We start from the raw sequence: 22117 nt of genomic DNA, 5'->3' as shown, positions 1-22117 counted from the left end.
GTAGGATCGCCCCTCGAACCGCTCCGCCGCACCGGCACACACCAACGGCCGGTGGGTGCGCGGGGGCTGACCACAAGTCACCGCACGATGCGTGCCACGCGCCCGGTCCACGGAGCCGGACGCGCGGCACGGTCGCACGAACCACTACGAGGGGGTGGAGACGTGCTCGCTGTCCGCTGCCCGGCCACCGGGTCGGGCTGCCCCGTACCGGTGCGCGGCCGTACGGTTTCGGCCCCGTTCACCGGGGCATCCGGTGACAGCCGTTGTTCTCACCGCACTCGCCGGGGCACAGTGGCGCCCCACGAGGTGATTGCCTCATACAACCGGCCCGGACGGACGGAATCCCACGCGTGACGGAGCATCCCACCTCCCACGAAGGCCGGCAGCCGCTCGCGGCCCGGCCGCAGGAACGCGCCCGGCCCCGGCAGCAGGAGGCCGTACCGGGCGCCGCTGCCACCGCCGCCGTCCCGGCCCCCGCCTCCGCGCCCGGCGCGGGACCGGGCGCCTCGGAGCAGGCCGACGGCCAGGCGGCGGTCATCCGCCGCGAAGGGGACCGGCTGCGCTTCGTCGGCGCGGCGACCCGCCGGATCGCCCGGGGCATAGACCTGGACGAGATCGTCCTGGGGCTCTGCCGAGCCTCGGTGCCGACCTTCTCCGACGCCATACTCGTCTATCTGCGCGACCCGCTTCCGGTGGGCGACGAGCGGCCGGTCAACCCGTTCGTGCTGCGGCTGCGCCGCACCGACCGGCTGCGGCTCACCGACGAGGAGACCGAGGTCTCTCCGGAGGGCGAGCGGCTGCGGCCGCCCGTCACCGACCCGCAGGCGGGGCTGCTGCCCGCCGCCGATCTGTGCGAGGTCCGGCCGGGCGGCGCGCTCGCCGAGGTCCTGCGGGGGGGTGCGCCCTGTCTTCGGGGACTCCGCCGCGGCCCGGGTCGCCGTGCCCGAGCTGCTGGGGGCGGGCCGGACCGTACCCACCGGACACCGGGCGATCCTCGCGCCGCTACGCGGCCGGCGCCGGGTGATCGGCGCCGCCGTGTTCCTGCGCGGCCCGGATCGCCCGCCCTTCGAGGCGGGCGATCTGCTGGTTGCGGCCCAGCTGGCCACGCACACCGCGCTCGGCATCGACAAGGCGGTGCTGTACGGGCGTGAGGCGTACATCGCGGACGAGCTGCAGCGCACGATGCTGCCCGACTCGCTGCCCCAGCCCACCGGCGTACGCCTGGCCTCGCGGTATCTCCCGGCGGCCGAGACGGCCAGGGTCGGTGGTGACTGGTACGACGCGATCCCGCTGCCCGGCAGCCGGGTCGCGTTGGTCGTCGGTGACGTCATGGGCCACTCGATGACGTCCGCGGCGATCATGGGGCAGCTGCGCACCACCGCGCAGACCCTGGCGGGCCTGGACCTGCCGCCGCAGGAGGTGCTGCACCACCTGGACGAGCAGGCGCAGCGGCTCGGCAGCGACCGCATGGCGACCTGCCTGTACGCGGTGTACGACCCGGTCGCGCACCGGATCACCGTCGCCAACGCCGGTCACCCGCCGCCCGTGCTGCTGCACCTGGGCGGCCGGGCGGAGGTGCTGCGGGTGCCCCCGGGGGCACCGATCGGGGTCGGCGGGGTCGACTTCGAGGCGGTCGAGCTGGACGCGCCGGCCGGTGCCACGCTGCTGCTCTACACGGACGGCCTGGTGGAGTCCCGGCTGCGGGACGTGTGGACGGGGATCGAGCAGCTGCGGGAGCGGCTGGCGGCGACCGCCCGGCTGACCGGGCCGGACCACTCGCCGCCGCTGGAGGCGCTCTGCGACGACGTGCTGGACATGCTGGGGCCGGGTGACCGGGACGACGACATCGCCTTGCTGGCGGCCCGTTTCGACGGGATCGCGCCGAGCGACGTCGCGTACTGGTTCCTGGACCCGGAGGACGCGGCGCCGGGCCGGGCCCGTCGGCTGGCCCGCAGGGCGCTCGGCCGGTGGGGGCTCGACGCGGTCGCGGACGAGGTGGAGCTGCTCGTCAGCGAGGTCGTCACCAACGCCGTGCGGTACGCGGAGCGCCCGGTGACGCTGCGGCTGCTGCGGACCGACGTGCTGCGGTGCGAGGTGGGTGACGACGCGCCGCAGCTGCCCCGGCAGCGCCGGGCCCGCGAGACGGACGAGGGCGGCCGCGGGCTGTTCCTGGTCAACCGGATGGCGAGGCGGTGGGGGGCGACCCGTCTGTCCACCGGCAAGGTGGTCTGGTTCGAGATGGCCACGCCCTCCTAGGGCTTGTTGCGAAAGTAGCGCCGTCCGCCCGGAGGGCGGGGCCGGCGGCGTCTGGTGCGTGCGATCGCAAGGCGGAGGGTCGCCCCGATACTGGATGTATCGGGGCGATACCGACAACGCAGCGAGCGTGCGTGCCAGACGCCGCCGGACAGGCGGGACTTTCGAAACAAGCCCTAGGTCGGGGTGGACACATGAGGAGGGGCGGGTGCCGTCGGCACCCGCCCCTCCTCATGTGTCCACCGGACCTGTCACTGCCCGAGCAGGCCGTTCTCGGGCCGCTCCCCCGGCGGCCGGTCGTCACCGCCGGGCCACTCGGGGGCGCTCGGGGACCCGCTGGGCGTCTCGGAGGGCGTCTCGCTCGGCGTCTCGGCCGGGGAGGACTCCCCGTCGCCCGGTGTCGTGCTGGGGCTCCCGGAGGGCGTCTCGGAGGGCGTCCTGCTCGGCGTCTCGGACGGGGACGTGGACTCCGACGGCGTGGTGGAGGGGGACCGCGTCACCGGCGGCGCCTCGCCGTGCTCCACGCCCTCCAGGTCGAAGGTGGCGTCGGAGCCGCCGCCGAGCGCGCCCAGCGTGTAGTCGGCCCAGATCCTCGCGGGGAAGCCGCCGCCGTTGGCCCGGCCGGAGTTGGCCGTACCGGTCAGGGTGACCTGGCCGCCGCCGTCCTTCGTGGACTCGCCGTAGAGGGCGACCACCGTGGAGAGTTCGGGCGTGTAGGCGGCGAACCAGGCGGCCTTGTTGTTCTCCGAGGTGCCGGTCTTGCCGGCGGCGTCGTAGGCGGAGGTGTCGGCCTCGTGGCCGGAGCCGAGGTCGACGACCTCGGTCAGCGCCTTCGTCACGGTGTCGGCCGACGCCCGGCTGATCACCTGGCCGCCGGTGCCGTCGACCGGCTCCATGGTGCGGTCGCGGTGCTCGGCGGACTTGACGATGGTCGGGGTGACCTTCTTGCCGTGGTTGTCGAGGGTGGCGTACACGCCGGCCATGTCCCAGGTGGAGGCGTTCATCGTGCCCAGGGTGATCGCGGGGCGCTCGGGGAAGTTCTTGTCCGGTACGCCCAGTTCGAGCGCGGTCTTCTTGACGGCCTTCGGGGTGACGTCCACGACCATCTGAGCGAAGACGGAGTTGATCGACTTGTCCATCGCGGTCTGGACGGTGGGGCGGTCGTAGCTGATGTCGTCCTCGTTCTGCGGGGCGAACGGGGTGTCGCTGCCGACCACGGGCCGCTTGCTGGTGCCGTCGTAGACCGTGTCGAGGCCGATCAGGTTGCCGTCCTGGGTCTTCGACCCGTTCTCCAGCGCGGAGGCGAGCACCAGCGGCTTGAAGGTGGAGGCGGGCTGGTAGTCCTGGCGGGTGGCGTTGGATATCCAGTGCTCGGTGGCCCCGACACCGCCGTACATGGCGACGACCTTGCCGGTCTTCGGGTCCACGGAGGTGGCGCCCGCCTGGACGGTCGCGTCGGTCTTGTTGTTCTTCCGGTCGAGCTGGCTCTCCAGCTCGCGGTCGACCGACTTCTCCAGCTGCTTCTGCTTCTTCCTGTCGATGTTGAGGGTGATGGTCCAGCCGCCGGCCTCGCGCATCTCCTCGGTGACGCCCTGCCGTGCCATCTCCTGGTTGGCGGCCTCGACGAGGTAACCGGTCTGGCCCTCCATGCCGGGGGCGGCCTTGGGCGACTGCGGGGCGGGGAAGGTCAGCTTGTCGCGTTCGGCCTTGCCGAGCCATCCCTCGTCGACCATGTTGTCCAGCGTGTAGCCCCAGCGCTCCTTGACGAGCTTCTTGCCCGTCGGGGAGGCGACCGCCCAGTCGTACTGGCTGGGGGCCTGGAGCAGGGCGGCGAGATAGGCGCCCTGGGCGACGTCGAGGTCCTTGGCGTCGACCCCGTAGTAGGCCTGTGCCGCCGCCTGGATGCCGCTCGCGCCGCGCCCGTAGTACACGGTGTTGAGGTACCCGGCGAGGATGTCGTCCTTCTTCATCCCCTGGTCGACCTTGAGCGAGATCACCAGTTCCTTCAGCTTGCGGCTGACGGTCTGGTCCTGCGTCAGGTAGTAGTTCTTGACGTACTGCTGGGTGATCGTCGAGCCGCCCTGCTTGCCCTTGCCCGAGAGGGTGTTGAGCAGACCGCGGGCGGTGCCCTTGAGGTCGACGCCCTGGTCCCGGTAGAAGGACTTGTTCTCGGCGGCGACGAAGGCGTGCTGGACCTTCTTGGGCACGACGGCGAGATCGACTATCTCCCGGTTGACCCCGGAGCCGGTGCGGGCGAGGAGGGTGCCGTCGCTGTACTTGTAGACGTTGCTCTGCTTCTCCGCCTGGGCGTTGGCCGCGGGCACGTCCACGTAGACGTAGAGCGCCGCGAAGGCGCCCATCACCAGCAGGCAGAGCCCGAAGAACGTGCCCAGCATCTTCCGCCAGGTGAAGAGCCCGCGTATGCCGCCGCTCCTGGCAGCCCGACGCGCATCCGCTCGACCCATCGCTGTGGTGCTCCTGTTCCTCTGCTCGAACCCGCTCCGGTCAGATCCGCCGGCTCACTCAGACCTGCCAGCTAACACCGAAAGCCTGGACAAAAGACAAGTGATCCGGTCTTTTCAGGACGTGAGAATCAGCACCCACCCCCTGGGGAACCGACGCGCGAGGGGTGCGCATGGTTGTGAGGACGAGTAATGTGTAATCACATTGCTAGCGCGGTGATAAGCCGCAGGAACGGGGGATCCATGTCCGTACCGCACGAGCGTCCCGACACCACCGACGCCGGCCCCGACCTCACACCGGACACGCCCGAGATGCCGGCTCCGCAGGTCAGGGAGGTGACGGCGCACTCCATCCCCGGCGGGCTGGGACTGCTGCTGACCGTCCTGGGGGTGATCCTCGGCGTCGGCCTGGCCATCCTGGGAGGCGTCGTCGGGTCGAACGGGAACAACGCCGTCGGCATCCCGGTCTGCCTCTTCGGGGTGCTGCTCGCCATCGTCTCGTTCTTCTGCATGTCCGGTGTGAAAATGGTCGCTCCGGGCGAGGCCCGGGTCATCCAGCTCTTCGGCAGGTACGTCGGCACGATCCGCTCGGACGGTCTGCGCTGGATCAACCCGCTGACCTCCAGCCGCAAGATCTCCACCCGCGTCCGCAACCACGAGACGGCGGTCCTGAAGGTCAACGACGCCTACGGCAACCCCATCGAGCTGGCCGCGATCGTCGTCTGGAAGGTGGAGGACACCGCGCAGGCGCTCTTCGAGGTCGACGACTTCCTGGAGTTCGTGGCCACCCAGACCGAGGCGGCCGTCCGGCACATCGCGATCGAGTATCCGTACGACGCCCATGACGAGGGCGGTCTCTCGCTGCGCGGGAACGCGGAGGAGATCACCGAGAAGCTCGCGGTCGAGCTCACGGCACGGGTCCAGGCGGCCGGCGTCACGATCATCGAGTCGCGTTTCAGCCACCTCGCCTACGCCCCCGAGATCGCCTCGGCGATGCTCCAGCGGCAGCAGGCCGGGGCGGTCGTCGCGGCCCGCCAGCAGATCGTCGAGGGTGCGGTGGGCATGGTCGAGATGGCGCTGACCCGCATCGCGGAGCAGGACATCGTGGAGCTGGACCCGGAGCGCAAGGCGGCCATGGTCAGCAATCTGATGGTGGTGCTGTGCGGTGACCGCGCGGCTCAGCCGGTCCTGAACACGGGCTCCCTCTACCAGTGACCGACCAGGACACGCCGTCGCCGGGCGCCACCGGGGACGAGGGGGCCGCCGCCGGGCCCCCTCGGTCCGGTGGCGCCGCCCGGCGGCAGCGCAAACAGACGCTGCTGCGACTCGACCCCTCGGTGCACGACGCGCTGGCCCGGTGGGCGGCGGACGAACTGCGCAGCGCGAACGCGCAGATCGAGTTCCTGCTGCGGCGGGCACTGGCGGAGGCGGGGCGCCTGCCGCGGGGGGCGGGGCCGATCCCCCGCCGCGGGCGGCCGCCGAAGGACGGGGCCGACGGGGCGGAGTGACCCGGCACCCGGGCCGCCCCACCTCCCGGGCCAGGGCACGGGCACGGGCACGGGCACGGGCACGGCCCGGTATACATGCGAGGTATACACACCATGTACAGTGCTCCGCATGTCAATCGGTCACACCCTGCTCGGACTCCTGGAGTCCGGCCCGCGCCACGGCTACGACCTCAAGCGCGCCTTCGACGAGAAGTTCGGCCACGACCGCCCCCTGCACTACGGGCAGGTCTACGCGACCATGTCCCGGCTGCTCAAGAACGGCCTGGTCGAGGTGGACGGCGTCGAGAGCGACGGCGGCCCGGAGCGCAAGCGCTACGCCATCACCGACGCCGGTATCACGGACGTCTCGGCCTGGCTGGAACAGCCCGAGAAGCCCGAGCCGTACCTCCAGTCGACCCTGTACACCAAAGTCGTCCTGGCCCTGCTCACCGGACGCAGCGCCGCCGATCTGCTGGACAACCAGCGCTCCGAGCACCTGCGTCTCATGCGTACCCTCACCGACCGCAAGCGCAAGGGCGACCTCGCCGACCAGCTGATCTGCGACCACGCGCTCTTCCACCTCGAAGCCGACCTCCGCTGGCTGGAAATGACCGCCGCGCGCCTGGACCAGCTCGCCGAGGTGGTCGCCCCGTGACCCCCGACGGCTCCCTGCTCGTCGCGCAGGATCTACACAAGACCTACGGTTCGACGCCCGCGCTCGACGGCGCCTCGTTCTCCGTCCACCCCGGCGAGGTCGTCGCCGTCATGGGCCCCTCCGGCTCCGGCAAGTCGACCCTGCTGCACTGCCTCGCCGGGATCGTCACCCCGGACGCGGGCACCATCACCTACGCCGGCCGTGAGATCTCCTCGATGTCGGACGCCCAGCGCAGCGCGCTGCGGCGCAGCGACTTCGGCTTCGTGTTCCAGTTCGGCCAGCTCGTACCCGAGCTCACCTGTCTGGAGAACACCGCGCTGCCGCTCCGCCTCAACGGCGTCCGGCGCAAGGCCGCCGAGCGCACCGCCCGTGAGTGGCTGGAGCGTCTGGAGGTGGACGACATCGCCGCCCAGCGGCCCGGTGAGGTCTCGGGCGGCCAGGGACAGCGCGTCGCCGTCGCCCGCGCCCTGGTCGCCTCCCCGAAGGTGGTCTTCGCCGACGAGCCGACCGGCGCGCTGGACTCCCTGAACGGCGAGCGGGTCATGGAACTGCTCACCGAGTCCGCCCGGTCCGCGAACACCGCCGTCGTCCTCGTGACCCACGAGGCACGCGTCGCCGCCTACTCCGACCGCGACATCGTCGTACGCGACGGCCGGGCCCGGGATCTGGAGTACGTCGTATGACCTGGCTGCGCGACCTGGGCCTGGGGATACGGTTCGCCGCCGCGGGCGGACGCGAGGGCTGGGCGCGGACCGCGCTCACCGCCGTCGGCGTCGGGCTGGGCGTGGCGCTGCTGCTGGTCGCCTCGTCCGTGCCCCACCTGCTGGACGAACGGTCCGCACGCGGCGATGCCCGCTACGAGGCGACGGACTCGCTGGAAGCGGAGTCGGCGAAGAAGTCGGACACCAGCGTCCTGCGGATCGACGCGGAGACCGAGTACCGCGGCCACACCGTCGGCGGGTACGTGATGCGCGCGGAGGGGGAGCACCCGCTCACCCCGCCCGGCGTCGCGGAGTTCCCCGGCCCGGGCGAGATGGTCGTCTCCCCCGCGCTCCAGGACCTGCTGGCCTCCTCCGAAGGGAAGCTCCTCAAGGAACGGCTGCCCTACCGGATCACCGGGACGATCGCCGACGCCGGCCTGCTCTCGCCCGGCGAGCTGTACTTCTACGTGGGCAGCGACACCCTCACCCAGGCCGCCGGCGGCCACCGGCTGACCGGGTACGGGATCGACCCCGAGCCCGAACAGATCTCGCCCGTCCTGGTCGTGCTGATCATCATCATCTGCGTGGTGCTGCTGGTACCGGTGGCCATCTTCATCGCCACCGCCGTGCGGTTCGGCGGCGAACGCCGGGACCGCCGGCTGGCCGCGCTGCGACTGGTCGGCACCGACATCCGGCAGACGCGCCGGATCGCGGCGGGCGAGGCCCTGTTCGGCTCGGTGGTCGGGCTGCTGGTCGGCGGGGCCCTCTTCCTGGTGGGCCGCAGGTTCGTGGGTGCGGTGGAGCTGTGGAACCACAGCGCCTTCCCGGCCGACCTGACGCCGGCCCCCTGGCTGGCCGTGCTGGTCGTCGTCGCCGTGCCGCTGTCCGCGGTGCTCGTCACGCTGGCCGCCATGCGCTCGGTGGTCGTCGAACCGCTCGGCGTCGTACGCCACGCGGGCGGCCGCAAGCGGCGGCTGTGGTGGCGGCTGCTGGTGCCCGTCGCCGGGCTCGCGGTACTGGGTTCGACGGGCCAGGTCGGGGAGTTCGACCCCGTCAACCCCTACCCCATCGCGGGGGGCGCCGTACTGGTCCTGTTCGGGCTGGCGCTGCTGCTGCCCTGGCTGGTGGAGGCGGCGGTGAAGCGGCTGCGCGGCGGCCCGCTGCCCTGGCAGCTCGCCGTGCGGCGGCTCCAGCTGAACAGTGGTGCGGCCTCCCGCGCGGTCAGCGGGATCACCGTCGCGGTCGCCGGCGCGGTGGCCCTCCAGATGCTGTTCGCGGCCATCGGCGACGAGTTCGACGAGAGTACGGGGCAGGACCCTTCCCGGGCCCAGTTCCACACCTACTCCCAAGTGGTCGACGGCGACGCGGCCGCGCGCACCATCGAGGCGTTCCGGGCGACCGAAGGGGTCCAGGCCGTCATCGGCACGGTCGAGACGTACGCGTTGAAGCCGGGCAGGCCGAAGGACCCCGACGACATGCAGCCCGTCACCTCCCTGACCATCGGCGACTGCGCCACCCTGAAGGAACTGGCCGACATCGGCTCCTGCCGGGACGGAGACGTCTTCGTCGCCCACCCCAGGAACGACAAGGAGCAGGCCGACTGGGTCGACGAGACCGCCCGCAAGGGCAAGGAGGTCGAGCTCAACTCCGAGTACGCGGACGTGCCGGGCGCCAAGTCCCAGCTCTGGACGCTGCCGGCCGACGCCCGCACGGTGCTGGCCGACCGCGATCCGCTCGGCACCGAGCGCTGGGGCATCCTGGCCACGGTCGGGGCGCTCGACCCCCGTACGCTGCCCTCCGCGCAGACGGTCGCGCAGATCCGGATCGACGAGAGCGTCCCGGACGCGGCCGAGCACGTGCGGAACACGGCGGCCAGGATCGACCCGGGGATGGAGGTCTCCACCGTGATCTCGTTCACCCGCGACCGGCAGTACGCGAGCGTGCAGACCGGGCTGCGGCTCGGCGCGGCGGCGACGCTCGCACTGATCGCCCTGTCGATGCTGGTCAGCCAGCTGGAGCAACTGCGTGAACGCAAGCGGCTGTTGTCGGTCCTGGTCGCCTTCGGCACCAGGCGCGTCACGCTGGGCTGGTCGGTGCTGTGGCAGACCGCCGTGCCGGTGGTCGTCGGCCTTCTGGTCGCGATCGCGGGCGGGATCGGGCTGGGCGTCGTCCTGACGTGGATGCTGGACAAGTCGGTGACCGAGTGGTGGCTGTTCCTGCCGCTGGCCGGGGTGGGCGGAGGGCTCATCGTGGCCGTCACCCTGCTCTCGCTGCCGCTGCTGTGGCGGCTGATGCGCCCGGACGGCCTGCGCACGGAGTGACACCCGGCGGGGTGGGCGCGTACCGGTCACCGCCGGGCCGTGCCCACCCCTTCGGCGTCCCGGTCACCACCGGGCCGCGCTCACTTCTGCGGCGTCCCGCCCTCGGGCGCCTCGCGCGATGTGCGCACGGGCAGGGCCTCCATCGCCTCGCGCAGGGCCGCCGCGAACTCCTCGAACTCCGCGTGCCGCGCGGTGCCCGCCCGCACCGCGAGTGCCACCCGCCGGGAGGGCGCCGGGTCGCTGAAGTACCCGGTGACCAGCGACTCGTTGCGCGCGGTCTCGACCGTCACCGCCGTACGCGGGAGCAGGGTCACCCCGAGTCCGCCCGCGACCAGCTGCACCAGGGTGGAGAGGCCGGCGGCGGTCGTCGTCACCGGAGCGCCCTGGGTGCGGCCCGCCTCCCGGCAGATGTCCAGTGCCTGGTCGCGCAGGCAGTGTCCTTCGTCGAGCAGCAGCAGCGGGAGGTCCCGGAGCGTCTCCCGAGGGATGTCCTTGCGCCCGCCCAGCTCGTGCCCCCGCTCCATGACCAGCACGAAGTCCTCGTCGAAAAGGGGTAGTTCGATGACCCCGGGCACTCCGAGCGGGACGGCGAGCAGCAGCAGGTCCAGCCGGCCGGCCGCCAGCCCCTCCAGCAGTGAGGAGGTCTGCTCCTCATGGACCTGGAGGTCGAGCTCCGGATAGCGCTCGTGGACCAGCCTGAGCACGGTCGGCAGCAGATAGGGGGCGACGGTCGGGATCACGCCGAGCCTGAGCACGCCGGTGAACGGCGCCCGCACCGCCTCGGCCTCCTCCATCAGCTCGCCCACCGCCTCCAGCACGGCCTCCGCCCGCACCGCGAGCCGCTCCCCGGCGGGCGACAGCAGCACCTTGCGCGTCGTACGCTCGATGAGCTGGACACCCAGTGCCACCTCCAGCGCGGACACGGCCCCGGAGAGCGCCGGCTGACTCATCCCGATTGACGCCGCCGCGTCCCGGAAGTGCAGATGCTCCGCCACGGCCGCGAAGGCGCGCAGCTGCGACAGGCTGGGCTGCTTGGCCTTGTTCGCCTGATTTACATACCCCACTGATAGGCACCTCCGATCACCACGCGCAAGTGTAGCTATTTCCGTGATCAATGCACTCTGTGCCAAGGTGGGCCCAGTCCAACCCTCAGGAAAACCCCCAAAAAGGGCCTTCCTATCCAGCAAGGAGTGCGCGTGCTCACTGTCGGTGACAAGTTCCCCGAGTTCGACCTGACCGCTTGTGTGTCGCTGGAGAGCGGCAAGGAGTTCGAGCAGATCAACCACAAGACCTACGAGGGCAAGTGGAAGATCGTCTTCGCGTGGCCGAAGGACTTCACCTTCGTGTGCCCCACGGAGATCGCCGCCTTCGGCAAGCTGAACGACGAGTTCGCCGACCGTGACGCCCAGATCCTCGGTTTCTCCGGCGACTCCGAGTTCGTGCACCACGCCTGGCGCAAGGACCACCCGGACCTGACCGACCTGCCCTTCCCGATGCTGGCCGACTCGAAGCACGAGCTCATGCGTGACCTCGGCATCGAGGGCGAGGACGGCTTCGCCCAGCGCGCCGTCTTCATCGTCGACCAGAACAACGAGATCCAGTTCACGATGGTGACCGCCGGTTCCGTGGGCCGTAACCCCAAGGAGGTCCTGCGGGTCCTCGACGCCCTGCAGACCGACGAGCTGTGCCCGTGCAACTGGACCAAGGGCGAGAACACCCTCGACCCGGTCGCGCTCCTCTCGGGCGAGTGAGCTGATACGGACATGGCACTCGACGAACTCAAGGCAGCCGTACCGGACTTCGCCAAGGACCTGAAGCTGAACCTCGGTTCGGTCATCGGGAACAGCGAGCTCCCCCAGCAGCAGCTCTGGGGCACCGTCCTGGCCTGCGCGATCGCCTCGCGCTCGCCGAAGGTGCTGCGTGAGCTGGAGCCGGAGGCCAAGGCCAACCTCTCCGACGAGGCGTACACCGCCGCGAAGGCCGCCGCCGCCATCATGGCGATGAACAACGTCTTCTACCGCACCCGGCACCTGCTGTCGGACCCCGAGTACGGGAACCTCCGTGCGGGCCTGCGGATGAACGTCATCGGCAAGCCAGGCGTGGAGAAGGTCGACTTCGAGCTGTGGTCGCTCGCCGTCTCCGCGATCAACGGCTGCGGCCAGTGCCTGGACTCCCACGAGCAGGTGCTGCGCAAGGCCGGCGTGGACCGCGAGACCGTCCAGGAAGCCGTCAAGATCGCCTCGGTGATCCAGGCGGTCGGCGTGACCCTCGAGGCCGAGGGCGTGCTCGCCGAGCAGTAGGGGCGGCACACGCAGTACCGTTGTACGAGAGGGGCCCCGCGGACGACCGACCGTCCGCGGGGCCCCTCTTGTCGTGCCCGGCCTCAGAGCCTGTCGGCCGGCTCCTCGCCGTCGTCCGGCTCGTGCCCCGTGGGGCGCCCCGCCTCCGGCATGTCCGCGCCGTCCTGGCGCCGGATGCCGGAGGCCTCGGTCGGTGAGAGGGCGATCGCGGTGGCGCCGTGCGGCTTGGGCGCGCTGCGCAGGGCGGTCTCCCTGCCGTACGCCCGCAGATAGCCGACCACCGTGTTGGTCACGGCGACCAGCGGTACCGCGACGACCGCGCCGCCGATGCCCGCGATCATGCCGCCCGCGGCGACCGACAGGACGACGGCCAGCGGGTGGACGCGCACCGCGCGGCCCAGGATGAACGGCTGGAGGATGTGGCCCTCGATCTGCTGCACGGCCAGCACCACGATCAGCACCATCAGGGCGGTGAAGACGCCCTGGGTGACCAGCGCGACGACCACGGCGAGCGCCCCGGAGACGACCGCGCCCACCAGCGGGACGAAGGCGAAGAGGAAGATGAAGACGGCCAGCGGCACCGCCATCGGCACGTCGAGGAAGTAGATCCCGAGCCCGATGAAGATCGCGTCGATCAGGGCGACGATCACCGTGCCCCGCACATAGGCGGTCAGGGTCCGCCAGGCACGCGGTCCGGCGCCCGCGACACCCGGCCGGGCCTGGGCCGGGACGAGCTTGAGGGTCCACTCCCAGATGCGCCTGCCGTCGTAGAGCAGGAAGAGCGTGGAGAACATCGCCAGCAGCAGCCCGGTCAGGAACTCCACCATCACGGTGACGCCCTGGAGGCCGGCGGAGGTGATCTCCTCCGTGTTGGTGCCGATGGTGTCGCTGAGGTTCTTGGCGATGTCGTTGATCTGCTGCTCGGTGACGTGGAACGGGCTGTCCAGCAGCCAGCGCTTCAGCTCCTCGATACCGTCGCGGACCCGGTCGGAGAGGGTGTCCAGGTTGTCCATCACCTGCCACACCACGAACCAGCCGACCAGGCCGATGACGACGAAGCCGAGCACGGCGGTGACGGCGGTCGCCAGTCCGCGGGGCAGCCCGAGGTGCTTGAGCCGTACGACGGTGGGCTGGAGCATCGCCGTGACGAGCAGTGCCGCGACGAAGGCCAGGACGACCAGTTGCACCGCGCTGATGACCCGCATCAGCACCCAGAGGGTGCCGGCCAGGACCAGCAGCCGCCAGCCCGCCTCGGCGGCGACGCGCATCCCCCAGGGGATCGAGGCGACCGGATCGGGTCTGGCGGCGACGGAGGGGGCGTAGTCGGGTGGGCGGGGCACCTGGTCGGCGACGGCGGCCTGGGCCGAGGGGTCCGGGCTCGCGGCGGCCACGTCCTCGTCCACCTCGCGCTCACCCTCGGCGCGGCGTTCCTCCAGGCGCGCCCCGACCTCGCTGAGTCCCGCGCCCAACCGGCCGAGCCACCCCGGAAGTTTAGACATGACTTTTCCCTTTCCCCCGCTTGCTCCCATCACTCCCCCGGAGCTGTTCGGACCGACCGTACACGCGTGGAGCCCCGCACCGTAGGACGGTGCGGGGCTCCACGAGGTTGAGAGCCGGGGGCTCCTCGCTCCTAGTACCAGCTGTTGGCCTGCCAGAAGGACCAGGCGCCGCAGGGGCTGCCGTAGCGGCCGTCCATGTAGCTGAGGCCCCACTTGATCTGGGTGGCCGGGTTGCTCTGCCAGTCGGCTCCGGCGGACGACATCTTGGAGCCGGGAAGGGCCTGCACGAGCCCGTAGGCGCCCGAAGAGGGGTTGCTCGCCCGGTAGTTCCAGCTCGACTCGTGGTTCACGATGTTGCTGAAGCACTGGAACTGGTCGGCCGGGATCATCTGGCGGGCCATCGCCTGGACCTCGGCCACGCTGTAGGAACCCTGCGCGGAGAACGAGGAGGCGTCCCGGACCGACGAGCGGCTGGCGCGCTCCTCCTCGGCCTCCTTGCGCTCCTTCTCCTTGCGCTCCTCCTCCAGCTTGTCCTCGGCCGCCTTCTTCTTGGACTTGGCGTCCTTGGCGGCCTGGATGCGAGCCGTCTCCTCGGCGGACTTCTTGGCCGCGGCGTCGGCCGCGGAGGCCTGCGCGTCGGCCTGCTGGGTCAGCGAGGCGGTCTGAACCTGGGCCTGCTGGCCCGCGGGGATGTCTGCGAGCAGCGTGGTGTCGGCTGCGGCCGCCTCGAAGTTGTTGTCGTCGGCAGCGGGAGTGCTGCCCGAAGCAACGCCTACGACGGCGCCTACGGTGGTGACCGCGGTGGCAGATGCCACGGCGAACCCCCGGACCGAGATCCGGCTCACACGGTGTCCTTCCAGCATCGCCCGCTTAGGTGACCTCGCGGGCGCAATCGTGCCCCTGGCACTGGCCTCCCTACTGCTTGGGTCACGGGAGGCACGGGCCCGGTGGGCGACTTCCTCTCGGAAGCGCCGCGTGGTGCTCGCGGGCGGCATACGGGCGACGTGTGTTGAGTTGTGTGGTGCGGGGCACCTGTGGAGGTGCGAGTGCCGTATGCGGGGCCTGACGGAAGCAAGACTCTGCCGGAGAGACACGCGCTGTTGCAATTCTGTGTCGCGTGGGAAAGGTCACACCCCGTTTGGCGCACGTCATTTTCGGAAATGACGGCGCGACACGACACCGCCCGGCTAAGCTCCTTCGCTCGCCGGGCGGCATCGGGTGGACGTTCCCTGTCAGATGTGGCCTTCCTCCAGCATTTCGGTCACCAGCGCGGCGATCGGCGAACGTTCGGACCGGGTGAGCGTGACGTGCGCGAAGAGCGGATGGCCCTTCAGCTTCTCGACCACGGCGACGACTCCGTCGTACCGGCCGACCCGGAGGTTGTCCCGCTGGGCGACGTCGTGGGTGAGCACGACCCGGGAATTCGCCCCGATCCGGGACAACACGGTCAGCAGGACGTTCCGTTCGAGCGACTGCGCCTCGTCCACGATCACGAACGCGTCGTGGAGGGAGCGGCCCCGGATGTGGGTGAGCGGCAGGATCTCCAGCATCCCGCGCCCCAGGACCTCTTCGATGACCTCGCGTCCGGCGACCGCCGACAGCGTGTCGAAGACGGCCTGCGCCCAGGGGCTCATCTTCTCGGCCTCGGTGCCGGGGAGGTAGCCGAGCTCCTGGCCGCCGACCGCGTACAACGGACGGAAGACCATGACCTTCTGATGCTGCCTGCGCTCCAGGACGGCCTCCAGGCCCGCGCAGAGGGCCAGGGCCGACTTCCCCGTGCCGGCCCGGCCGCCCATCGAGACGATGCCGACCTCGGGGTCGAGCAGCAGGTCGAGCGCGATGCGCTGCTCCGCGCTGCGGCCGTGGATCCCGAAGGCCTCCCGGTCGCCGCGCACGACCCGGACGTTGCCCTCGGCGGTGACCCTGCCGAGCGCCTTGCCGCGCTCGGACTGGAGGACCAGTCCGGTGTGCACCGGGTACTCGGCCGCCTCGGGGACGTACAGCGTCTCCTCGGTGAACAGCAGGTCGACCTGTTCGGCGGTCAGGGCCAGTTCGGCCATGCCCGTCCAGCCGGAGTCCGTGATGGCGAGCTCGGCGCGGTACTCCTCGGCGAGGAGGCCGACCGAGGACGCCTTGATCCTGAGGGGCAGGTCCTTGGAGACGACGGTGACGTCGTACCCCTCGGCCTGGAGGTTGCGTGCGACCGCGAGGATCCGTGAGTCGTTGTCCCCCAACCGGTAGCCGGCGGGCAGGACGCCGGGGTCGGAATGGTTGAGTTCGACACGGAGCGTCCCGCCCAGGTCCCCGAGCGGGATCGGGGCGTCCAGCCGGCCGTACCGGACCCGGAAGTCGTCCAGCAGGCGCAGGGCCTGGCGGGCGAAGTAGCCGAGCTCGGGGTGGTGCCGTTTGGCCTCCAGTTCCGTGACCACGACAATCGGCAGCACGACTTCGTGCTCGTCGAACCGGGACACGGCGTTGGGGTCGGCCAGCAGGACGCTGGTGTCGAGAACGTAGGTGCGCCGGTCGGGCATGCGGCGCTTGGTGCTGGTCACCACGGAAGGACGTACCCCCTCGGACGAGGTCGGGGAGTGCGACGGAGGTCGCGGAACTTCCCGAAGGAAGAGGACGGACCGGGTTCGGGCCCCGAGCGCGGGCCGAACACCGGCCCTCCGCGTCGGCCGCAGGGTGTGCGGTCCTTCGTGTGCAAAGGGCCTCCCGGGCGAGCTGGCCGGATGCCGCTCACTTGGCTGCGACGTCCGCCTGGCTGGTGACCGGACGTCGACCTGTCAGGGGTATTCCCAGCTGGTCGGCGGGTCATGCGGCCGATCGGGTGCGACCGGCGTACGGGTGACGCCCGGGGTGCGGGGGCCGTCCGGCCCGCACGGGAGGGGGGTGAGGGTGGTTCAGGCGCCGTAGCGGCGGTGGCGGGCCGCGTAGTCGCGCAGGGCCCGCAGGAAGTCGACCTTGCGGAAGGCCGGCCAGAAGACCTCGCAGAAGTAGTACTCCGAATGGGCGCTCTGCCAGAGCATGAAGCCCGACAGCCGCTGCTCCCCGCTGGTGCGGATCACCAGGTCGGGGTCCGGCTGGCCGCGGGTGTAGAGGTGCTCGGAGATGAGGTCGGTGGAGACGACCTCCGCGAGCTCCTCGAACGTCGTGCCCTTCGAGGAGTGCTCCAGCAGCAGGGAGCGGACGGCGTCCGCGATCTCCTGGCGTCCGCCGTAGCCGACGGCGACGTTGACGATTATCCCCTCGACGTCGGACGTGGCCGCCTCCGCCTCCTTGAGCACCAGCTGCGTCTGCGCGGGCAGCAGGTCGAGCGTGCCGACGTGGTGGACCCGCCACCGCCCGTCGGCCGCCAGTTGTCGCACGGTGTTCTCGATGATGCGGAGCAGCGGGACCAGCTCCGCCTCGGGCCGGTCGAAGTTGTCCGTGGACAGCAGCCAGAGCGTGACGACCTCGACGTCCGTCTCGCTGCACCAGCCGAGGAGCTCGGAGATCTTGTCGGCCCCGGCCTGGTGGCCCTGTACGGCCGATCCGCCCGACGCCTTCGCCCAGCGGCGGTTGCCGTCGAGGATGACTCCGATGTGCTTGGGCACCTGGGCGTGGTCCAGGCGGCCTCCCACCCGGCGTGCGTAGAGCCCGTACACCAGGTCGCGCAAGTTCACTGAAGTCACCCTCTCGGTTCCTTACGGGCCGCTGGCCCGCCCTCCCCGTCGCCGGGGGTCCGGGGCCGTCCCCGGGGGATCGCCGCACAGCCCGCACCCGTGTACGCACATCGCGGACCGGCTTTTCCCGAAGCCGCCACATTACTGCGGTCGGGTCACGGGGGCCCAACCCGGTCTGTCACAACTCCGTGATAAGGAGTGAAACGTGACTGAATCCCTCCGCCATCTTGCCGACGAGTCGCGTTACGACTCCATGGAATACCGCCGCACCGGCCGCAGCGGGCTGAAACTGCCCGCCGTCTCGCTCGGTCTCTGGCACAACTTCGGCGACGACCGCGCCCTGGGCTCCCAGCGGGCGATCCTGCGCCGCGCCTTCGACCTGGGCGTGACCCACTTCGACCTTGCCAACAACTACGGCCCGCCGCCCGGCTCCGCCGAGCTGAATTTCGGAAAGATCTTCCAGCAGGACTTCGCGCCGTACCGGGACGAGCTGATCGTCTCGACCAAGGCCGGTTACCTGATGCACCCCGGCCCTTACGGCGAGTGGGGTTCCCGTAAATACCTGCTGTCCTCGCTCGACGCCTCGCTGAGGCGGATGGGCCTGGACCACGTCGACATCTTCTACTCGCACCGCTTCGACCCGCACACGCCGCTGGAGGAGACGATGGGGGCGCTCGCCTCCGCGGTCCAGCAGGGCAAGGCGCTGTACGTCGGGGTGTCCTCCTACAACGCCGAGCAGACCTCCGAGGCGGCCCGGCTGCTCAAGGAGATGGGGGTGCCCGCCCTGATCCACCAGCCGTCGTACTCGATGGTGAACCGCTGGATCGAGGCAGACGGGCTCCTGGACACGCTGGAGGCGGCCGGTATGGGCTGCATCTCCTTCGCGCCGCTGGCCCAGGGGCTGCTCACCGGCAAGTACCTCACGGGCATCCCGGAGGGCTCACGGGCCAGTCAGGGCAAGTCCCTCGACCCGGGACTGCTCTCCGAGGAGATGGTCCGCCGGCTGCGCGGGCTGAACGACATCGCGGCGGCCCGCGGCCAGTCCCTCGCCCAGCTCGCGCTCAACTGGGTGCTGCGGGACAGCCGTATGACCTCGGCCCTGATCGGGGCGTCGAGTGTGAAGCAGCTGGAGGAGAACGTGTCCGCGCTCGGCGCTCCGGCGCTGTCGGCCGACGAGCTGAAGGAAATCGACACCTTCGCCGTGGACACCGCGAGCACCAACATCTGGGCCAACCGGGGCTGACGCCCGGCCCAGCGCCCGGCCGGCGGGCCGAGGGGCCGCCGAGGGCACAAAAAACGGGCCGGTCCGTGGGGGGGGTTACGGACCGGCCCGAGGGGGGGTTTCCACCATAACCCTTCGTAAGTGATGCTGCGTGCCACGCCACTCAATCATTACTCTCCGAATTCACCGGAATGCGCTGTGAGCACGATTCCCGGACTGTTTCCGGTCGGTAGTTCGAGGCGTAGAGGACGGGTTCTGGCACCGTCCACCGGCTGGCGGCCGGGAACATGCGCTGTGGACCGGCGCCTGTCGGCCGTACCGCCGGGGGCCGGCCTCTTCTCGGCGGACGCCCGGATGACACCGGATCAGGTGGGGGCGGTCCTCGTCGCCGTGGGTGACGCGCCGGACGGTGCCGGGCTGACGATCGACGAGGTCGTCGGCCGTACCGGTCCCTGGGCCGGGGACCTGGTGATGCCCGCGTTCCACGGCATGTGGCCGCGCCGGCGCCAGGTGCCGCATCCGGCGGGCCACCGGGGCGCCCTGTGTAACGGGCCGAACCGGGGGCGCAAGGCGGCGTACGACCGTGGCGGCGGCTCAGAGGCGCAGGAAGCGGACCGTCACGGTGTCACCGCCGAGGACCACGAAGTCGCCCTCCTCGCACCGGAAGACGGCCTCGTGCACCTTCTCGTGCGCGTCCCTGCGCTCGTGCGTGCCGACGACCGTCCAGGCCCCGGTGTACGGGGGCAGCGGAAGCTGGGGCAGCGGGCCGAACTCCCACTGGCCGGCGGGCACACACCAGTCGGGGAGGGCGGGCCAGGCGCCGGAGGTGATCCCCAGCGTGCCGTCGAAGGCGCAGGTGAGCAGGACCGAATCGCCGCCGTCGAGGACGAACTCCACGGCTTCCGGCTCCCCCGCCCGCCCTTCGGGCCGGTAGAACAGGCCGTGCACCGCGGTGATCCGCGCCCCGGTGAGCCAGTCGGCTCTGCTGTGGCGTCGACGGCCTGCCGGGCGGGTGGCCTCTCCGCCGGACGCGTCCCTTCCTACCGTCATGACCCGCTCCTTCGTTGTGCGCTCAACCAACAGGGTCGCACTACCCATGAGTAGGACGATGGAGCAGGTGATGGCGTTGCTTCTGGCGTGCGGGACGGGCACGTTGGCGCGTGAGGGCGTGAAGTCCTGCCTACCGTAAGGCTGTCGGGACAGTCACCGGGGTTTGCGGGCCTCGACGAGGAAGCGCGAGCTGTGGGCGACGAAGGGCCCGTCGGTCTCGATCTTCCGGTGCAGCGACCGCAGTTGGGGGAGGTACGCCTCTACGGTGAAGCCCGGGACCATCCAGATGACCTTGCGCAGGAAGTAGACGACGGCCCCGATGTCGAAGAACTCGACACGCAGCCGCTCCGTGCGCAGGTCGACCACCTCCAGCCCGGCGGCCTCCGCGTCGGCCGCCGCGCGCCGCGGGTCCCGGGCGGCGCGCGTCGCGGCCGGCTGCGGCCCCAGGAAGTACTCGACGAGCTCGAACACGCTGGCCGGTCCCACGTGTTGGGAGAAGTACGTGCCGCCGGGTGTCAGTACCCGCGCGATCTCGTCCCACCAGGTGGTCACCGGGTGCCTGCTGACCACCAGGTCGAAGGCGCGGTCGCCGAAGGGCAGCGGCGGCTCGTCCGCGTCCGCGACGACCACGGCGCCGCGCGGATGGAGCAGTTCGGTGGCGCGGGCGATGTTCGGCGGCCAGGACTCGGTGGCCACGGCCAGCGGCGGCAGCCGGTCCACGGACGCCAGGACCTCGCCGCCGCCCGTCTGGATGTCCAGCGCGGCGCGGGCCCGCGCCATGCGCTCCCCCATGGTCCTGGCGTATCCCCAGGAAGGGCGCTGCTCGGTGGCGCGTCCGTCGAGCCAGGAGAAGTCCCATCCGTCGACGGAGACGGCGTCGGCCTCCGCGACGAGGGCGGCGAAGCGCGCGTCGGATTCCGGGCCGGGGGTCGAGGAGGAGGGCACACGGGTGCCGGGCGGCGGAGTCATACGGGAAGCGTGGCAGCGGCACCCGCCGAACGCGACCGTATAACCGCGACACCCCGTGCCGTCGTCCGGCTCAGGCCGCGAGACCGCCGAGGAGGAGGCCGAGCAGTGCTCCCGCGATCATGAACGGGCCGAACGGGATACCGGTCTTGCGTCCCGCCCGGCGCAGCAGCAACAGCCCGGCCCCGTACACCGCGCCGAAGAGGAACCCGGCGAAGCCGCCCGCGAGGAGGATTGTCCAGCCGTACCAGCCGAGGGCCACCCCGAGGGCCAGGGCGAGCTTCACGTCGCCGAAACCCATGCCCTGGGGGTTGATGAGGAAGAGCAGCAAGTAGAAGCCGCCGAGCGTGGCCCCGCCGAGCAGCGCCGTGGTCCAGGAGCCGCCGTGCCCGGGGAGCAGGGCCGCGCCCCCGAGCAGCAGGGCCAGGGCGGCGGCGAGCGGCAGGGTCAGCGGGTCGGGCAGCCGGTGGACCCGGCGGTCGATGACGGCGAGGAGGACCGCGACGGGCGTCGCCGCCAGCCAGACGACGAGCTCGGGCCGGGGCCCGACGCCCCCGGCGAGGGCCGCGCAGACGAGCACGGTGACGAGGGGGGCGACCACGACGGGGGCGTAGCGGGGCCGTACGGCCGGTGCGGCGTCCTCCGGCGCGGCTTCCGGTTCGGTCCCGCCCCGGGGGGCGGGGACGGGCGCGGCGCAGTCGGCGCAGGTGACCGTGCCGAGCCAGCCGCGGCCGGGGCCGGTGAGCGCGTGCCCGGCCGGGCACGCCTCCCGCCACGGCTCCTCCGGTTCGACGGAGAACCGGTACGCGACCCGCGGCAGCAGCAGTCCGGTGGCGGCGCCCCAGAGCACGGCGACCGCAATCAGTGTGGCGTCCACGGAACGGACCCTAATCGGCCTTCCCCTCACGGGTCTTGGGCCCGGGGGCCCACTGCGGACCGTTGTGGACCCACCGCGGCGCTGTGCGGACTACGGTCGGTGCCCATGCGGACATGGCGCAACGGCGGCGGCACACTGACGGTCGACCCAGGCACAGGCACAGGCACAGGCACGGGTGCAGGCACGGGCACACGCACGGACGAGCACGTGGGCACCGGGCCGGGCCCGGGGCCGGTGGGCGCGGCGGCGCGGGAGATACCGCTGCGGATCGCGGCCTCGTACCGGGCGCGGGCGAAGGGGCTGCTCGGGGTGGACGGGGTGGACGGGGCGCTGCTGATCACCCCCTGCCAGAGCGTCCACACCTTCCGGATGCGCTTCACCATCGATGTGGCCTACCTGGACCGGAGGTTCAACGTCCTGGCCGTCCGCACGATGCGGCCCGGCCGGCTCGGTCTGCCCAGGTTGCGGGCCCGCCATGTGCTGGAGGCCGAGGCGGGGGCGATGGAGCGCTGGGGTGTGCGTCCGGGTGTCCGGGTGCGGATCTCGGCGGCGCCGCTCGGGGAGGCTTCGCCGCGCGGGCGGTGACGAGCGCGGCCGGGCACCTCGGGCATCGTGTCCGCGAGTCGGTGCCGCACCGGCGCGTGGACCCGTGGCCGCGG

General features: G+C 71.4%; 18 protein-coding genes and 2 pseudogenes. 11 read left to right on the top strand and 9 right to left on the bottom strand.

The genetic code is table 11. The annotated features are described in order from the left end of the window. Positions 1-350 precede the first annotated feature (350 nt). Positions 351-2256: pseudogene (locus SACTE_RS21325) on the top strand (ATP-binding SpoIIE family protein phosphatase). 248 nt (positions 2257-2504) lie between these two features. Here SACTE_RS21325 and SACTE_RS21320 read toward each other — a convergent pair. Next, positions 2505-4718 (bottom strand): transglycosylase domain-containing protein, encoded by a 2214-nt coding sequence (locus tag SACTE_RS21320; RefSeq protein WP_014048086.1) that lies wholly within the window; start codon positions 4716-4718, stop codon positions 2505-2507. A 240-nt stretch (positions 4719-4958) separates the two neighbouring features. Here SACTE_RS21320 and SACTE_RS21315 point away from each other — a divergent pair, with 240 nt between their 5' ends. The 5 genes from SACTE_RS21315 (at position 4959) to SACTE_RS21295 (ending at position 9879) form a co-directional block, all read left to right on the top strand. Then, on the top strand, positions 4959-5930 hold the full coding sequence (locus SACTE_RS21315) for an SPFH domain-containing protein (RefSeq protein WP_014048085.1): 972 nt from the start codon (positions 4959-4961) through the stop codon (positions 5928-5930). Beyond that, positions 5927-6223 carry a hypothetical protein gene (locus SACTE_RS21310; RefSeq protein ID WP_014048084.1) on the top strand — a complete coding sequence of 99 codons (297 nt, stop codon included), beginning with the start codon at positions 5927-5929 and terminating at the stop codon, positions 6221-6223. Before SACTE_RS21315 ends, SACTE_RS21310 begins: the two co-directional genes overlap by 4 nt. A 109-nt stretch (positions 6224-6332) precedes the next feature. Further along, the gene (locus SACTE_RS21305; protein WP_014048083.1) at positions 6333-6857 is read left to right on the top strand and encodes a PadR family transcriptional regulator; all 525 of its coding nucleotides are present in this window, start codon (positions 6333-6335) and stop codon (positions 6855-6857) included. After that, positions 6854-7540, top strand: a complete 687-nt coding sequence (locus SACTE_RS21300; protein ID WP_014048082.1) for an ABC transporter ATP-binding protein — start codon at positions 6854-6856, stop codon at positions 7538-7540. Before SACTE_RS21305 ends, SACTE_RS21300 begins: the two co-directional genes overlap by 4 nt. Beyond that, a complete protein-coding gene (locus SACTE_RS21295) occupies positions 7537-9879 on the top strand; it encodes an FtsX-like permease family protein (RefSeq protein WP_014048081.1) in 2343 nt (780 codons plus the stop codon). The genes SACTE_RS21300 and SACTE_RS21295 overlap by 4 nt, the downstream gene beginning before the upstream one ends. An 80-nt stretch (positions 9880-9959) precedes the next feature. Here the strand turns inward: SACTE_RS21295 and SACTE_RS21290 are convergent, their stop codons facing one another. Beyond that, the gene (locus SACTE_RS21290) at positions 9960-10943 is read right to left on the bottom strand and encodes a hydrogen peroxide-inducible genes activator (RefSeq protein WP_014048080.1); all 984 of its coding nucleotides are present in this window, start codon (positions 10941-10943) and stop codon (positions 9960-9962) included. A gap of 132 nt (positions 10944-11075) precedes the next feature. Between SACTE_RS21290 and SACTE_RS21285 the strand changes: the two genes are divergently transcribed. Together SACTE_RS21285 and SACTE_RS21280 are read left to right on the top strand one after the other, a co-directional pair. Continuing rightward, on the top strand, positions 11076-11630 hold the full coding sequence (locus SACTE_RS21285) for a peroxiredoxin (protein ID WP_014048079.1): 555 nt from the start codon (positions 11076-11078) through the stop codon (positions 11628-11630). 12 nt (positions 11631-11642) lie between these two features. Then, entirely contained in the window at positions 11643-12179 is a 537-nt protein-coding gene (locus SACTE_RS21280) for an alkyl hydroperoxide reductase (RefSeq protein WP_014048078.1), read from the top strand. 83 nt (positions 12180-12262) lie between these two features. Here the strand turns inward: SACTE_RS21280 and SACTE_RS21275 are convergent, their stop codons facing one another. The 4 genes from SACTE_RS21275 to SACTE_RS21260 all read right to left on the bottom strand — a co-directional run bounded on the left by SACTE_RS21275 (position 12263) and on the right by SACTE_RS21260 (position 17343). After that, a complete protein-coding gene (locus SACTE_RS21275; RefSeq protein ID WP_014048077.1) occupies positions 12263-13678 on the bottom strand; it encodes an AI-2E family transporter in 1416 nt (471 codons plus the stop codon). 131 nt (positions 13679-13809) lie between these two features. Further along, positions 13810-14523, bottom strand: coding sequence for a hypothetical protein (locus tag SACTE_RS21270; protein WP_014048076.1), 714 nt, complete (start codon positions 14521-14523; stop codon positions 13810-13812). A 387-nt stretch (positions 14524-14910) separates the two neighbouring features. Further along, positions 14911-16233 carry a PhoH family protein gene (locus tag SACTE_RS21265; RefSeq protein WP_014048075.1) on the bottom strand — a complete coding sequence of 441 codons (1323 nt, stop codon included), beginning with the start codon at positions 16231-16233 and terminating at the stop codon, positions 14911-14913. Positions 16234-16581: 348 nt separating this feature from the next. Further along, positions 16582-17343 (bottom strand): isoprenyl transferase, encoded by a 762-nt coding sequence (locus SACTE_RS21260; protein WP_019993807.1) that lies wholly within the window; start codon positions 17341-17343, stop codon positions 16582-16584. A gap of 205 nt (positions 17344-17548) precedes the next feature. Between SACTE_RS21260 and mgrA the strand changes: the two genes are divergently transcribed. Both mgrA and SACTE_RS35150 read left to right on the top strand, forming a co-directional pair. Beyond that, positions 17549-18586 (top strand): L-glyceraldehyde 3-phosphate reductase, encoded by a 1038-nt coding sequence (gene mgrA / locus SACTE_RS21255; RefSeq protein WP_014048073.1) that lies wholly within the window; start codon positions 17549-17551, stop codon positions 18584-18586. Between the two features lie 271 nt (positions 18587-18857). Further along, positions 18858-19144, top strand: a pseudogene (locus SACTE_RS35150) (winged helix DNA-binding domain-containing protein); the annotation flags it as partial. A 15-nt stretch (positions 19145-19159) separates the two neighbouring features. Here the strand turns inward: SACTE_RS35150 and SACTE_RS21250 are convergent. The 3 genes from SACTE_RS21250 to SACTE_RS21240 all read right to left on the bottom strand — a co-directional run bounded on the left by SACTE_RS21250 (position 19160) and on the right by SACTE_RS21240 (position 21458). Further along, positions 19160-19615: a hypothetical protein gene (locus SACTE_RS21250; RefSeq protein WP_014048072.1), complete on the bottom strand. Its 456-nt coding sequence runs from the start codon at positions 19613-19615 to the stop codon at positions 19160-19162. Between the two features lie 153 nt (positions 19616-19768). Then, a complete protein-coding gene (locus SACTE_RS21245; RefSeq protein WP_014048071.1) occupies positions 19769-20584 on the bottom strand; it encodes a class I SAM-dependent methyltransferase in 816 nt (271 codons plus the stop codon). A 70-nt stretch (positions 20585-20654) separates the two neighbouring features. After that, positions 20655-21458, bottom strand: a complete 804-nt coding sequence (locus tag SACTE_RS21240) for a prepilin peptidase (RefSeq protein ID WP_014048070.1) — start codon at positions 21456-21458, stop codon at positions 20655-20657. 207 nt (positions 21459-21665) lie between these two features. On the opposite strand from SACTE_RS21240, the gene SACTE_RS21235 reads away from it, so the two are divergent. Continuing rightward, the gene (locus SACTE_RS21235; protein ID WP_014048069.1) at positions 21666-22043 is read left to right on the top strand and encodes a DUF192 domain-containing protein; all 378 of its coding nucleotides are present in this window, start codon (positions 21666-21668) and stop codon (positions 22041-22043) included. Positions 22044-22117: the final 74 nt, after the last annotated feature.

The sequence above is a fragment of the Streptomyces sp. SirexAA-E genome (genome assembly GCF_000177195.2).
In the GTDB taxonomy this organism is placed as follows: domain Bacteria; phylum Actinomycetota; class Actinomycetes; order Streptomycetales; family Streptomycetaceae; genus Streptomyces; species Streptomyces flavovirens.
Note: the sequence above shows the minus strand (reverse complement) of the source record. Positions and strands in the feature narration are given on the sequence as shown.